This is a genomic window from Furfurilactobacillus sp. WILCCON 0119 (assembly GCF_053471565.1).
Genome location: NZ_JBPCCV010000004.1, coordinates 199,842 through 212,370 on the forward strand (window position 1 = coordinate 199,842; position 12,529 = coordinate 212,370).

The 12,529-nt window shown below is 48.4% G+C and carries 16 protein-coding genes; 11 read left to right on the forward strand and 5 right to left on the reverse strand.

Features of this window, described 5'->3' with window-relative positions; translation table 11 throughout:
* Positions 1-164 precede the first annotated feature (164 nt).
* The 5 genes from ACRYI5_RS08085 to ACRYI5_RS08105 all read left to right on the forward strand — a co-directional run bounded on the left by ACRYI5_RS08085 (position 165) and on the right by ACRYI5_RS08105 (position 3,621).
* Positions 165-1,091 carry an RluA family pseudouridine synthase gene (locus ACRYI5_RS08085; protein WP_448224927.1) on the forward strand — a complete coding sequence of 309 codons (927 nt, stop codon included), beginning with the start codon at positions 165-167 and terminating at the stop codon, positions 1,089-1,091.
* Between the two features lie 61 nt (positions 1,092-1,152).
* Positions 1,153-1,950: a TerC family protein gene (locus ACRYI5_RS08090; protein ID WP_448224928.1), complete on the forward strand. Its 798-nt coding sequence runs from the start codon at positions 1,153-1,155 to the stop codon at positions 1,948-1,950.
* A 51-nt stretch (positions 1,951-2,001) separates the two neighbouring features.
* The gene (gene trxA, locus ACRYI5_RS08095; RefSeq protein WP_407881423.1) at positions 2,002-2,328 is read left to right on the forward strand and encodes a thioredoxin; all 327 of its coding nucleotides are present in this window, start codon (positions 2,002-2,004) and stop codon (positions 2,326-2,328) included.
* 69 nt (positions 2,329-2,397) lie between these two features.
* A complete protein-coding gene (locus tag ACRYI5_RS08100; RefSeq protein ID WP_448224929.1) occupies positions 2,398-2,658 on the forward strand; it encodes a hypothetical protein in 261 nt (86 codons plus the stop codon).
* Between the two features lie 84 nt (positions 2,659-2,742).
* Positions 2,743-3,621, forward strand: a complete 879-nt coding sequence (locus tag ACRYI5_RS08105) for an alpha/beta hydrolase (RefSeq protein ID WP_448224930.1) — start codon at positions 2,743-2,745, stop codon at positions 3,619-3,621.
* Between the two features lie 72 nt (positions 3,622-3,693).
* Here ACRYI5_RS08105 and ACRYI5_RS08110 read toward each other — a convergent pair whose 3' ends face one another.
* Positions 3,694-4,131, reverse strand: a complete 438-nt coding sequence (locus ACRYI5_RS08110; RefSeq protein WP_407881421.1) for a Spx/MgsR family RNA polymerase-binding regulatory protein — start codon at positions 4,129-4,131, stop codon at positions 3,694-3,696.
* Positions 4,132-4,605: 474 nt separating this feature from the next.
* Between ACRYI5_RS08110 and ACRYI5_RS08115 the strand changes: the two genes are divergently transcribed.
* The 3 genes from ACRYI5_RS08115 to ACRYI5_RS08125 all read left to right on the forward strand — a co-directional run bounded on the left by ACRYI5_RS08115 (position 4,606) and on the right by ACRYI5_RS08125 (position 6,622).
* Entirely contained in the window at positions 4,606-5,247 is a 642-nt protein-coding gene (locus ACRYI5_RS08115; protein ID WP_448224931.1) for a hypothetical protein, read from the forward strand.
* An 11-nt stretch (positions 5,248-5,258) separates the two neighbouring features.
* Positions 5,259-5,642, forward strand: a complete 384-nt coding sequence (locus ACRYI5_RS08120) for an HIT family protein (RefSeq protein WP_448224932.1) — start codon at positions 5,259-5,261, stop codon at positions 5,640-5,642.
* A 125-nt stretch (positions 5,643-5,767) separates the two neighbouring features.
* Positions 5,768-6,622, forward strand: coding sequence for a DUF6287 domain-containing protein (locus ACRYI5_RS08125; RefSeq protein ID WP_448224933.1), 855 nt, complete (start codon positions 5,768-5,770; stop codon positions 6,620-6,622).
* Between the two features lie 59 nt (positions 6,623-6,681).
* Here the strand turns inward: ACRYI5_RS08125 and ACRYI5_RS08130 are convergent, their stop codons facing one another.
* From ACRYI5_RS08130 to trpX, 4 genes are all read right to left on the reverse strand, one after another.
* A complete protein-coding gene (locus ACRYI5_RS08130) occupies positions 6,682-7,443 on the reverse strand; it encodes a glycosyltransferase family 2 protein (protein ID WP_448224934.1) in 762 nt (253 codons plus the stop codon).
* Between the two features lie 67 nt (positions 7,444-7,510).
* Complete coding sequence (locus ACRYI5_RS08135; protein ID WP_407881415.1) at positions 7,511-8,290, reverse strand: ABC transporter ATP-binding protein; 780 nt, start codon at positions 8,288-8,290, stop codon at positions 7,511-7,513.
* Positions 8,277-9,179 (reverse strand): ABC transporter permease, encoded by a 903-nt coding sequence (locus ACRYI5_RS08140; RefSeq protein ID WP_448224935.1) that lies wholly within the window; start codon positions 9,177-9,179, stop codon positions 8,277-8,279. Before ACRYI5_RS08140 ends, ACRYI5_RS08135 begins: the two co-directional genes overlap by 14 nt.
* Positions 9,176-10,171 (reverse strand): tryptophan ABC transporter substrate-binding protein, encoded by a 996-nt coding sequence (gene trpX, locus ACRYI5_RS08145; RefSeq protein WP_407881412.1) that lies wholly within the window; start codon positions 10,169-10,171, stop codon positions 9,176-9,178. The genes ACRYI5_RS08140 and trpX overlap by 4 nt, the downstream gene beginning before the upstream one ends.
* Before the next feature lie 448 nt (positions 10,172-10,619).
* Here trpX and ACRYI5_RS08150 point away from each other — a divergent pair, with 448 nt between their 5' ends.
* The 3 genes from ACRYI5_RS08150 to ACRYI5_RS08160 all read left to right on the forward strand — a co-directional run bounded on the left by ACRYI5_RS08150 (position 10,620) and on the right by ACRYI5_RS08160 (position 12,314).
* On the forward strand, positions 10,620-11,018 hold the full coding sequence (locus ACRYI5_RS08150; protein ID WP_407881410.1) for a fluoride efflux transporter FluC: 399 nt from the start codon (positions 10,620-10,622) through the stop codon (positions 11,016-11,018).
* A complete protein-coding gene (locus tag ACRYI5_RS08155; RefSeq protein WP_448224936.1) occupies positions 11,015-11,371 on the forward strand; it encodes a fluoride efflux transporter FluC in 357 nt (118 codons plus the stop codon). Before ACRYI5_RS08150 ends, ACRYI5_RS08155 begins: the two co-directional genes overlap by 4 nt.
* 73 nt (positions 11,372-11,444) lie before the next feature.
* On the forward strand, positions 11,445-12,314 hold the full coding sequence (locus ACRYI5_RS08160; RefSeq protein ID WP_407881407.1) for a DegV family protein: 870 nt from the start codon (positions 11,445-11,447) through the stop codon (positions 12,312-12,314).
* The last annotated feature ends 215 nt before the right edge of the window (positions 12,315-12,529 follow it).

Here is a 12,529-nt window from a genome sequence, read left to right on the forward strand (position 1 = left end):
AAGAGCCTCCCCTTAATTAGATTAAATGGTGGTTCAAAAGAACTTATTCACTATACCATTGGAACAACCGTATCGAAAGGGAAACTCCCCGCATTTTTGGTGAGCGAAGCAATGGCTAACAGTAAATGAATCAATGGAACAACTGAACAAACCTGAAAGGATTTATGATGACAAATGATCGCGCGACTAACCAGGCAACGTGGCAATCGAGCCACGTTGTTACCCCCACAGAGGCGGGTGTAACGGTTCGTGAATTATTAAGTTTATGGCTCATTCCAAAACGCCTTCAGCACTATTTGCGGGTGCGGCAGGATGTGCTTGTAGACGAAAAATATCGGCCGTACAGCATGCCAGTTGCGGCTGGTGATCATGTGACGTTAACCGTTCGGGCGGATGAGTTACAAACGCCGCTTCAAGCGTACGAACCGGATGAACGGATGAGCATCCCGGTGTTGTTTGAAAATGATGATTTGGTGGTTATTGATAAGCCAACTGGCGTGAAAAGCCACCCGAATCAGGCTGGTGAGCGTGGGACGGTCATGAACTATTTGACCACACAACTATCACCACAGGGCGTGGCGCCGGCCATGGTTCACCGGTTGGATATGGCAACAAGTGGGGCGATGATCGTGGCGAAGACCCCCCTCGTGGTCCCAATCTTAGATCGGTTGATTAGTGATAAACGGATTGATCGAACCTACGTTGCCTGGGTGGCCGGCCATTTTGACCACCAGACGGGAGCGTTTAGTGATGCAATCGGCCGTGACCCAGATGATAAACGCAAACGAATGTTGGATGGTGAGCGGCCACAGACCGCATTGACGCACTATGAGGTGCTGGATGAGACACCAACGGCAACGTTAGTGCAGCTCACGTTGGCAACGGGGCGAACCCACCAGTTACGGGTCCACCTAGCCGGAAACGGTCACGCCATTTTAGGTGATCCGCTGTACGCAAACCGTGAGGAACAGGAGCGAGCACCGCGGCTGATGCTGCATGCGCGTCGCCTGAACTTGTTGGTTCCGTTTACGGGGCAGCGTACGACGGTGACCGCACCACTACCACCGGATTTTGCGACATTCACCGGATAAACGGCTCAGAGTGGCGTCAAAAGTGGTAGACTGTAGCACGGAAAAGAAAGAGGGCCTTTAATTGTTGCACGGATTGAATCAGCTTTACGGCCCGTTTTTTGATGGTCATAACTGGGCGGCAGTCTTGACCAGTGGAAATGACTGGCTCATTATCTTGTCGCTTGTTATGATTGAATGTTTATTGTCAGTCGATAACGCGGTGGTGTTAGCCGCTCAGACGACATCGTTAACAAACCTGCAGGAACGTGAAAAATCGTTGTTTTATGGGTTATGGGGCGCCTATCTGTTTCGCTTTTTGATCATTGGGCTTGGAACGTACCTCATTAAATTTTGGTGGATCAAGGTGTTAGGGGCAGGGTACTTAGTGTACCTGGTCTATCGGTATTTTCACCACATGGTGACGCAGCAAAAGTGCCACCCGGTTGGTGAAAACGCACCGACAGTTGCACCACAAACACCGCGTCATTGGCGCGGCTTATCACCGTTTTGGGCGGTGGTCATTCAAATTGAGGTGATGGACATTGTTTTTTCCATTGATTCAGTTTTGACATCACTAGCCGTCTCAACGAATCCAGTCATTGTCCTGATTGGTGGACTGATTGGGATTTTATGTATGCGTGGTGTTGCGGAAGTGATCATGCGGGTCATGCGAACGATTCCCGAGTTAGAAACGATGGCTTACGTCCTCATCGCACTGATTGCGGTCAAACTGGTCCTCTCGATTCCACTGATTGGGATCGACCTGTCCGCGGGCCTCTTTGGCGGGGTGATTATTATCGCGACGGTGGTCACACTGATCGTCCACTATGTGCGGCAGTCACGAAAACGGCTCAAACAACCGGCCGTTCATCATTCTTAAGGCGATTATGTGTGGTATGATGGGTGAAAGAATTTTCAGGAGGACAAACCGATGGCACAAGCAGTAACAAGCCAGGAAGAGATTGATCAGGCAACCGCAACGGGGATTTCTGTGATTGATTTTTGGGCATCTTGGTGTGGCCCATGTAAAATGATGGACCCAATTTTGGACCAGCTTGAGGCGGAGTATGATGGGAAGATCAACTTCTTAAAGATGAACGTTGATGACCATCAGGCCATTGCCCAGCAGTATAAGGTGATGGGGATTCCAAGTCTGGTGATGTTTAAGGATGGAAAAGCCTTTGAAAAGGTAACGGGCGTTTACCCAAAGGAAAAATTGGACCATTACTTCGAGACAAAGTTGAAAGAAAAAGAGTAGAGCGAAACGACGAGCGTTTAGGCTCACTCCTCTAAGGCAAACAGGGCGCTTATGGACGGTTCTTTGTCCATGAGCGCCCTGTTTGCCTTAGAGGGGACGGAGGCTGCTCGTCGTTTCGCGTTTGCGGCAGCAAAAGTGGGAGCGATGACGGGTTCTTTGTCCATGAGGGCCCTGTTTGCCTTAGAGGGGACGAAGGCTGCTCGTCGTTTCGCGTTTGCGGCAGCAAAAGTGGGAGCGATGACGGATTCTTTGTCCATGAGGGCCCTGTTTGCCTTAGAGGAGACGAAGGCTGCTCGTCGTTTCGCGTTTGCGGTAGCAAAAGCGGTGTGATGACTTCTTAATTTTCATCAATGATTTAATGATTCGGCATTGGCGTGAGGTATAATGACGCCAGTACATACAGGAGTAAATGACATGGGTGAACAAAAACATGTGGTCGCGGTTCGGCCAGCAAAACAAGATCGGTTTATTCATTGGTTGATTGGGACACTGTGTGGTCTGTTATTGATTGCAGGAATTGTGATGAACTTTGAAGCTGGTGAACAAAAGCAGCTGGGGCACGTCCGGGTGACGTACAGTAAGACGCCAACGCTGTTTATTTCGGGAGACTACAGTAACTGGCTGACGTTTGGTCCGCTGATCGATCGGTTGGCACGTTATGACATCGGCCGGCCGGTTTGGACGATCCACGTTTCAAAAAGTGGGCATGCAACCATTGATAAAAAGGGTCCACTTGGAAACCATAATCCACTGATCCTGGTGCTCTTTGCGGACAATCACAATGCACAAAAAGAGGCCAAGCAACTGAGACCGATCATGAAACAATTAAAGCAGCAAGAGCACATCCAGACGGTGAATCTAGTGGGGCATTCATCAGGGTGTAACATTATTTACCAGTACTTGACGGGGCCAGCAGCTGATCACCGTGAGGATTACCCAACAACAGCGAAGTTCGTCAACATTGCGACGACGTATAGTAAGGCTGAACGGCGGGCCGTGACACGGTTTCCTCAGCACATTTCGGTGTTAAACATTGCCGGAAATGCGTTTAATACTGGGGGCGATTTTGGTGTTTCCGTTGAGGGTGACCAACAACTCGGAACCATGCTGACAGGGCGTGTGGATCATTACCAAACGCAGATTTTGTTTGGTGGAATCACCGTGATCCATTATTTACTGCACCAAAATCCCCGGGTGGATCGGGCGTTGGTGGACTTTCTGTGGAATTCACACTACACACCACAAACACGTTACCCACAAAATCCTAATGGTCGTTTATGGCAACAAAAATAACAAAAAGCACGTCACCACTGGTCATCAGGCAGTGGTGGCGTGCTTTTTTGCAAACAAGAGGGGGGATGGAAATTAGCTGTTTAAGCGGACAAGAATACTATTTAATTCCTGTTTTCGAAGACGACGGGGAATAAACGTCCCAAATTCGTCGTCGTTAAAACCGACCTGCAGCACCTTTCGCGTGTCATCAAACGCAATTGGCCAGCGCAGCATTTTCGGATTATCAATAATGACGTTTAACATTTCTTTGAGTGAAAGTTGTGTTAGGTCCATTTTTTTGCTTAGCGCCTGCATTGCGAGTGAGCGGGGAGCGACCAGCTCATCACAACCATTTTCACTGGCTGCTAAGAATTGTTTCAAAACGTCTGGCGAAAGATTTTCACGTGCCTTAACGGTTTTTTCAGCGGTCGTATCAATGGGATGTTCTTTGAAAGGAACCATGTTGTCCTTTAACCATTGAACGGCGCGGCGACATGAAGTGGATGAGCCAATCGTGTAAATGTGTAGCATATGCAGTCCTCCTTGAGTGTCAGGGAATTTGTTATGTTTACCATTTGCTGATAATAACTATAAGTTAATTTATATTAACTGTCAAACTGATTTTGCTAGTTTTTATTTAATTGAGTAATGTAACAGGGGGTTAACCGTTGTTATACCAACGTTTAGCGATAATAAAAAAATTTTAAAAATTATAACGAAAGTGTACAAAAATATCCGTTTTAGGGAAAATAGATGCACTTAGTCAACGATGTTGTTGTTATTGGTCGAAACAATCGTCAAACTGCAATGGGTCAAATAAGTAACCGGTTACAAAATGCTGGATTAGGGTCACTATAACTGCAAGCGGCTAAAAGGTCAATTAAATTAACTTATTCCAGTAATGGTTATTATTAGTAATTTATAAACAGTCTAAACAACGTGACTTACGGTTTTTTTAACGTTTGAAGCGATCGGGGATGATCAGAATTGTGCTAAAATGACGTTATGAAAAATGATTATGAAAACCAACAGGGAACGCGGATGAGCCGGCACAGTCAGCCGCCAAAAGTGGCGAATGATCCCGTTAAAAAATTGCGTCGTCCGCACGGATTCCTAAGCTTCTTAGTTGGGCTTGTTTTCCTAGTGAGCCTTGGCGTTCGGTTGACCGTTTTAAGCGAGCCGTTCATGGCACAAGCAGTGCAGTCACCAATGGTGGTTAATCAGGTTCATGATGAATTCGCAACCACACTGACGAATAATCACCTCCCAAGCAGTATCGCTTCGGACCGACTGATTAAAGCAACGCTCAAGACGGGTGTCCAGGAGACTTACGCCGGTGAAGACCTGAACTTTAATAATAAGACGATTAAGGCGGCCATCGCGGCAGACGTGAATCAACAGGCGTCCTCATTTGGCTTAGGAAGCAGCACTACGGTGGTTGATTCATTGACCAATTCTGTAAGTGGGACGGTGTTAGATCAACTAACGTCACGCTATCACAACCAGACGTTGTCCTGGTTTGCAGCAAATGTCCAAATGTTCCAATTTTTAACAACGGTGTTAACGTTTGTGAGTGGCTGCCTGTGGTTGTGGTTATTGATTAGTAATCATCGGCGGCGCCATGCACGGTCAGTGAACCGTCAATGAGGGGAGCAAAAATGAACTTAACGCAGAAACCTGGTTGTCCGTTCTGTGAAAAAACGGACATCATTATTGAAAATGACTTGGCTAAAGCATTTTGGGATATTCATCCGGTGAACCCTGGGCACACATTGATCGTGCCAAAGCGCCACGTGACGGATTGGTGGGGGCTTACCAATGAAGAAAAAGCGGCCATTGATGAGCTGGTTGTTGCAATGAAAGCGCAACTTGATGACCAGTATCATCCAGATGCATACAACATCGGCATGAACCTTGGTGCTGACGCTGGGCAAACGGTTTTTCATGCCCACGTTCATTTGATTCCACGGTATGAGGGTGACATGAAGGTCCCGTCTGGGGGCGTTCGGAACTTAATTCCGCGGAAAGTGCCGCGTAAATAATTAACGATAATTGAAAGCATCAAGCACAACTGGGAACCACGGACATTAAGCTGTGCTTGATGTTTTTGCGCGGCAACTGATAAAGCTGTGATTTCATAATTAAAAAAGATTGGAGAGCGTTCGTAGTGGCTAAGAAATATTTCGGGGGAACCACGCGTTCACCACATACGTATGAATTTTTCAAACAACGGCGGGATGACCCAAATTGGCAGGCAGACTTTTATGTCATTCGGGCACAACGGCGTCGACGGGCGGTAATCACCACCATGGTTGTTGTTGCTTTGGTCGTTGTGGGGGCGGGGGCCACGTTGTCGGTCACACACACGCAGGGGTTTGACACGATTTTTCATCGTGAAACGGCGAAGCAACAGAAAGGGATCGAAGTTGCTAAAGCAACAACGACCAGTGATGATAAAAAGACGACGGGTGAGTCCGCTCACCGCCACCAAAAGCAAGGTTCGTCAGCAAGTTCATCAGCAACAGTAACCGCAAGCTCATCAAGTGCGGTTACACCGTCGACAAAAGTGGCAGCAACTGCAAAAGCGACGTCACAAGCCGCAAAGGATTCTTCCATGGTAGCGGCGCCTGCAAAGACGCAAACTGCTTCAACGCAAGAATTAGTAGCGGCAGGTGATATTGATAGTGCAGCAATGGCACATGGTGACATGAGCTCGTTAGTGGGAACATGGAAGAACGGTGCTGGTTCTGTAGCGACAGTTCATGCTGATGGTTCAGTCCAGTATAATAATCCTGATGGTACGTCATACACTAATTATATGAATAAATGGCAGATGAGTTCATCAGGGGTCGGAATGCAAGTGGGTCCAGAGGGTCTTTTTGGTTACTATCTGGCGGCTTATCCAATCGGAGTTAAAAACCAGCCCGGAGATCAATCTGATACGAGCAAACCACGGCTTATTGGGACTCAAAATGCTGATAATTATTCTGCTGATAGCTATTACTACCGGCAAGGTCAATGATTTTTCAATCAAATAAGGGTTCGAAATCATCTAAGATTTCGAACCCTTATTTATTATGCTTATTGTTCTGGATGAAATGGTGTTGCGGTCAATCCCGTTGTTTGAAGGGCCGCGTCAATTTTATCCAGTGCTGCAAACTCGTTGGTCAATTTCTTGGCTGACAGAGCGTGGCTAGCGCTGTCACTGTAGGTCACGTAATGATACGTCTGTGTTGAATCGTACCAGGCCCCGTCAATTGTGGTGGCGTACTGCACGTTGAAAAGCTGGTCTTCCATCATGGCCAACTCAGTGTCGAAGCGCAGGTGGTGCGCGTTGATAACGTTAAGTGAGTAGCACTTGTTCCACAGGAAACCACGAATGTCGCCGCTGGGCTTAATGATGTCAGTCAGCAGTTCTTCTTGGCTAAGCTGACGGGCGAGCGGATCGTTAGTAATTGCTTTGATGAAGCCGCCGTCTGCAAAATAGCCACCACAAGCCATGGCGACCTGATGGGTCGTCATGTTATCAACGAAGCGCTCAATGTAGGTGGGTTCGCACCAGTCGTCGCTGTCGACAAAACACACGAATTTTCCGGTTGCCGTTGTAAGGCCACGGTTGCGGGCAGCTGAGACACCTTGGTTTGTGGATTGGGTCAAGACCTGGATCCGTGGTTCACGAGTGGCCCAGAACGCACAGATGGTGCCGGAGTCATCGGTTGAGGCGTCATCCACAAGCAGAAGTTCGATGTTCGCGTAGGTTTGGCGTGCGAGGCTGCCTAAGCAGTGGTCTAGCGTTGCTCGGGCATTGTGCACAGGAATGATAATTGAAACAAGCGGATTCATTTATGAACTGTCCTTTCAAACGAACTTTACCCCTAGGATACCTGATAAACGCGAGTTCCCGCAACGATTAGAGGGTTTCAAAAAAGCCAAAGAGTTGTTCGCGGGTCAATGCGGCCTTTTCGGCACCTGAAACGTCGACGGTGACCTTTCCGCCATTCAAAACGATGAGACGGTTGCCGTATTTAAGGGCGTCTTCAAGCCGGTGGGTGATCATTAGGCACGTGAGGTGATCGGCTGCGATGCGTTCATTTGTGGCCGTCATTAATTGCTCCGATGTTTTGGGATCTAACGCTGCCGTGTGTTCGTCTAATAGAAGGAGTTCAGGTTTACTCTCGACGGCCATTAGGAAGCTGAGTGCCTGCCGTTGTCCACCAGAGAGGGCCCCTGCGGCCGTGTCTAACCGGTTTTCAAGATTGTTGTTCATCGTGGCGGCCATCGTCTTGTAATCTGTCATGTGGCGGTGGAGGTGACGAGGAACAAGGCCCCGTCGTTGGCCCCGGTGTGAGGCTAACAGAAGGTTTTCAGCAACGGTCATCCGGGGCGCCGTTCCTAATTTAGGATCTTGGAAGACACGGGCGAGGAAACGGGTTCGCTGTTCTTCACTTTCATGTTTAATGGATTGGCCGTGTAGCAAAACGTCACCTTGATCTGCGGTGAGATTGCCACCAATAACGTTAAAGAGGGTGGACTTACCAGCGCCGTTTGAACCAAGAACAGTGATAAAGTCACCAGGATAAATGGCAAGATTCAGGTCGTTTAGAATCGTCGTTTCGTTAGCGGTGTGCGCGTTGACCACGGTGGAAACGTGGCTCAGTTCTAACAGTGGTTCAGAATTAGTTGTGGCCATGATGTGTGCTCCTTTCAACGAGGCGATCAAAGTGGAGAAACTGACGGAATCGCGGTAGTAATAAACAAAGCGCGAGGATGATTGCGGATAGTAAGTTTAGGTCGTTAGCAGAGAAGTTGAGTTGTAATACAATCAGTAAAGCAAAGCGGTATAAAATACTCCCTAGGGTAACGGCAATCAGGCGCTGGGTCAGGGATAACTCACCAAACGCAACTTCCCCGATGATAATCGAGGCAAGCGCAATGACGATGATCCCAATACCCATGTTAACGTCAGCATAGCCGTTATTTTGGGCCACAAGCGCACCGCCCATTGCGATGAGCCCGTTTGATAGCATGAGGCCCATAATGACCATCCGGTCTGTTTTGATGCCGACGGAGCGAGCCATGGTGGGGTTATCACCGGTTGCGATAAATGCTTGCCCCAGGTTGGTGTTAAGAAAGAAGACGAGTAGGCCGGTAACAAGGATGATCACAACAAGACCGACAAACACGCCATCAAAGTACTGTGGGAGTGATTCTAAGAAGTCGTTCTTGAAGAGGGAAGACTTACCAAGAAGACTCAGGTTAGCGCGCCCCATGATTCGTAAGTTTACGGAGTAGGCGGCGGTCATAACGAGGATTCCGGCCAATAAAATGGGAATGCGGCCCTTGGTGTACAGTAACCCAGTGATGAGGCCGGCGCCCATCCCAACCAGAAACGCACATAGCGTGGCCAACAATGGGTTCATGCCCCGGTAGATCAAGGCAACAGCGGTGGCAGCACCGAGTGGAAACGTGCCTTCAACGGTCATGTCGGGGAAATCGAGAATTCGAAAGGTGAGGAACAAGCCGAGACCCAGGATGGCCCATAAGAGCCCCTGGCCGATTGCGGATGTAATGAGTGTCATTTGTAAAGTTCCCCCTTTTGCTTTGCTTCATTAATGAGTGATTGCGGGATGGTGATGCCCAGTTGTTTGGCGACCTTTAGGTTAATGGTTAAGTCACCGTGGCGGACATATTCAATTGGTGTGGTTGCTGGTGTCTTTTTGTGTTTCAAGATGGCAACGGTCATGTCGCCGGTTAAGCGGCCCAGCTTATACTGGTTGACGGAGTAAGTGGCAAGTCCGCCCTGTTTAACCATGGTGTCAACGGCTGGAAAGACCGGAATCTTCTTGGCGTTAGTGTTGGCAACCAGGGTCTGCATCGCACTAGCTAACGTGTTGTCGGTCGGAACGTACACGGCGTCCACCTCATTAGCCATGGTTTGTGAGACCTGGTTAACGTCATTGGTGTTCGCAACAGAGTAGGCCTTTAAGGTGATGTGTTCCTTTTGACAAAGGGCCTTAAACTGCTTGTATTGCGCCGTTGCCGAGTCGTCGCTTGACGTGTAAATGATCCCGAGTGTCTTGAGGTTTGGTGTTAGCTTCTTGATCAAACCAAGTTGCTCAGCAAGCGGTGCCTGGTCGGAAACACCAGTGATGTTGCCACCGGGACGTGTGTTGTTTTGAACGAGTTTTGCACCTTTCGGGTCGGTGACGGCCCCTAAGACAACCGGAATCTTTGTGGTCGCATTAGCTAGTGCCTGAGCTGATGGGGTGGCAATCCCAATCGCGACATCGACCTGTTCATGAACAAAACGGGCGCTCATTGTTTGCAAGTTACTTTGGTCGCCCTCAGCGTTTTGAAAATCAATGTGAATGGTCTTCCCGGGGATGTACCCGTGGGCCTTCAGGCTATCGTCGATTCCACGATTGATGGTATCGAGGGCCGGATGGGTCAACAGTTGGAGAACACCAACCGTTGGAATTTTTTGTTGGGCGCGTTGTTGCTGTTTACCCTGGAAAAAGGCGACGCCGAGGAAAATGAAAATAATGGCAATGAGACTGTACAAGCGTTTCATAAGCAGGAACTCCTTTGAATAAAATGGGTGGTGGCGGTGAGAACATGAAAAAACGGCAGCTCACGTGTGCGAGCTGCCGTTAAAATAAAAAACACCGGGCTCACACAGGGGTTAATCCGTGCGCACTCGGTGATGAATTCACATCAAAGTTAGTCGGCACAGATGCAATCGAAGATCTGACTTCAGATTGCATCCAGCCACGATGGTGGTTAAGCAACCTGAATTACCGGCTTTGCCAAGTATTTAGTTGTTGAACGTGACTAATCACCATCATAACGAACTCCTTTTTGTAAGCTGTCTTTATACGTTGTAGTGTAGAGGAGCGCTTCAATCGTGTCAAATGTTTTTTTACAGATTGGTGAATTTCCCCGGGCGTTAGTTGTCATAACGGCGATTCTTGAGTAAGGTAGAGGGATGTCTAGCGTTAAAACAGAGGGGAAATGACAAAATGACACGACGAATATTAGCCGTCGGCGGATTTGCGTTTGTTGGTGGGTTCTTGCGGGAACTACTAGAACTAATGTGGCCGCTAACGACACAGTGGTACGGAACAACGATTGCGATTAACATTAGTGGCGCGTTTTTATTGGCCATGGTTAACTTTTGGTTGGCGAACCGCTTGCCATTACCTAGCGAAGTGATTTTAGGACTAGGGACCGGGATGATCGGTGCGTTCACCACGTTTTCGAGCTTTTCCTTAGAGTGTGTCAAACTGTTGCAGACTGGCCAATGGCTGGTCGTAACGGTCTACGTGCTGAGCTCCGTTATTGGCGGACTTGCGGCCGCAAGCGCCGGGCAACGGTTGGCACACTGGCTACTGGAACGGACGGAGGGTGATTGGCAATGATCCTAATGAGCGGACTGGCTGGCCTGGGCGCAAGCGGCGGCGCAATCCTTCGCTATTTGGTGATGCAATTTGAGAAACAGTTTAATCACCAGGTTCCCTTTCCATGGGCGACGTTTGGTATTAACTTAGTGGGAAGCTTGTGCTTAGGGGTGCTCATGGGGAGTACGTGGCCGCTGGCTATTAAGGTATTCCTTGGTGCGGGACTGTTGGGTGGGTTCACGACCTTTTCAACCATGGTTAATGAAGTGGTGTTGCTCATGCACGATCACCATCATGCGCTGGCCGTTGGGTATGTCGTCGCTTCACTACTTGGTGGCGTGGCATTAGCGGCGGTGGGATACCTGTGGCTGTGACTCTGTGTTTGCAGTTCCATCAGTCAATTGAGATAATGAATGAAACGACATTAAATGAAACTAGGTAATTGATATGAAAATTGCGGTGTTAACGGATAGTTCAGCGTACATTAACGCAGCAGATCAAGACCGTTACCACATTTATGTGATCAATGATCCAGTCTTGTTTGGGAATCATGTGTATCACGAAAATGTGGACTTAGATGCAAAGAAATTTTATGCCCTACTTAAAACAGAACACGTTGCGCCAACGACATCACAACCGTCAAATGGGGAAGTTCAACGGGTGCTAGACCAGGTTGTTGCCGATGGGTACGACACGGCCATTATCGTGGGCCTATCAAGTGGCATCTCCGGATTTATTTCAAACGTCGAAGCATATGCCCCAACGGTTGATAATTTGGATGTTCACATCTGGGATTCGCGGATCGCCTGTGCTGGGGCTGGAAATCAGGTTCTCCTGGCAGCTGCGCTTGCTGAAAAGGGCCACAGCGTTGATGAGATTTTTGCGCGCTTGGCCCAGTTACGGGAAACGACAAAGGTGATGTTTGTCGTGGATGATATGCGTCATTTAATGCGCACCGGCAGAATCTCTAATGGTCAGTCACTCATCGGGACGATGCTGCAAATTAAGCCAATGCTGGCGTTTACACCAGAAGGTAAAATTATTGCAACCGGCCGTGAACGACAAATGAAACGTGCATTTCTAAGCATTCAAAAGCAGTTTGCTGAGATTGTGGCGACAACAAATTATCCGCTGCGTGTGAGCATCGTGGATGCAAATAATGCAGATTTGAAGGCGCAGTGGTTAGCAGCTTCGCGGGCAGCGCAACCATCTGTGATCTTCGAGGATGGCATTATCGGACCACTGATTGGGGTCCACACGGGTGAAAAAGCGATGGGCTTTATTTACGCTCAGGATTGGCGCTCGTTGGTTGATTAAAACAACCACCATTGGATGAAGATAAAAATGAAAGGCGTGATTGGTATAGACGCCAATCGCGCCTTTTTTATGCGGTTTGAAACCAATGAAAACAAATGTGGTTAGCAGTGAAAATAAATGAAAAAAGTTTTCTGGACGGCAGGTCAAGGCGCACAAGGCCTCCGATTAATGGTATAGGTCAATTGTAGTAACTATATGCTTGCGTACCAACGATT

What these genes read in the sequence shown, in the direction of transcription:
- ACRYI5_RS08150 (WP_407881410.1), top strand. Translation starts at nt 10,620, where the DNA reads ATGACACGACGAATATTAGCCGTCGGCGGATTTGCGTTTGTTGGTGGG.
- ACRYI5_RS08120 (WP_448224932.1), top strand. Translation starts at nt 5,259, where the DNA reads ATGAACTTAACGCAGAAACCTGGTTGTCCGTTCTGTGAAAAAACGGAC.
- trpX (WP_407881412.1), bottom strand. Translation starts at nt 10,171, where the DNA reads ATGAAACGCTTGTACAGTCTCATTGCCATTATTTTCATTTTCCTCGGC.
- ACRYI5_RS08130 (WP_448224934.1), bottom strand. Translation starts at nt 7,443, where the DNA reads ATGAATCCGCTTGTTTCAATTATCATTCCTGTGCACAATGCCCGAGCA.
- trxA (WP_407881423.1), top strand. Translation starts at nt 2,002, where the DNA reads ATGGCACAAGCAGTAACAAGCCAGGAAGAGATTGATCAGGCAACCGCA.
- ACRYI5_RS08155 (WP_448224936.1), top strand. Translation starts at nt 11,015, where the DNA reads ATGATCCTAATGAGCGGACTGGCTGGCCTGGGCGCAAGCGGCGGCGCA.
- ACRYI5_RS08100 (WP_448224929.1), top strand. Translation starts at nt 2,398, where the DNA reads ATGAGCGCCCTGTTTGCCTTAGAGGGGACGGAGGCTGCTCGTCGTTTC.
- ACRYI5_RS08115 (WP_448224931.1), top strand. Translation starts at nt 4,606, where the DNA reads ATGAAAAATGATTATGAAAACCAACAGGGAACGCGGATGAGCCGGCAC.
- ACRYI5_RS08105 (WP_448224930.1), top strand. Translation starts at nt 2,743, where the DNA reads ATGGGTGAACAAAAACATGTGGTCGCGGTTCGGCCAGCAAAACAAGAT.
- ACRYI5_RS08085 (WP_448224927.1), top strand. Translation starts at nt 165, where the DNA reads ATGATGACAAATGATCGCGCGACTAACCAGGCAACGTGGCAATCGAGC.
- ACRYI5_RS08160 (WP_407881407.1), top strand. Translation starts at nt 11,445, where the DNA reads ATGAAAATTGCGGTGTTAACGGATAGTTCAGCGTACATTAACGCAGCA.
- ACRYI5_RS08110 (WP_407881421.1), bottom strand. Translation starts at nt 4,131, where the DNA reads ATGCTACACATTTACACGATTGGCTCATCCACTTCATGTCGCCGCGCC.
- ACRYI5_RS08140 (WP_448224935.1), bottom strand. Translation starts at nt 9,179, where the DNA reads ATGACACTCATTACATCCGCAATCGGCCAGGGGCTCTTATGGGCCATC.
- ACRYI5_RS08135 (WP_407881415.1), bottom strand. Translation starts at nt 8,290, where the DNA reads ATGGCCACAACTAATTCTGAACCACTGTTAGAACTGAGCCACGTTTCC.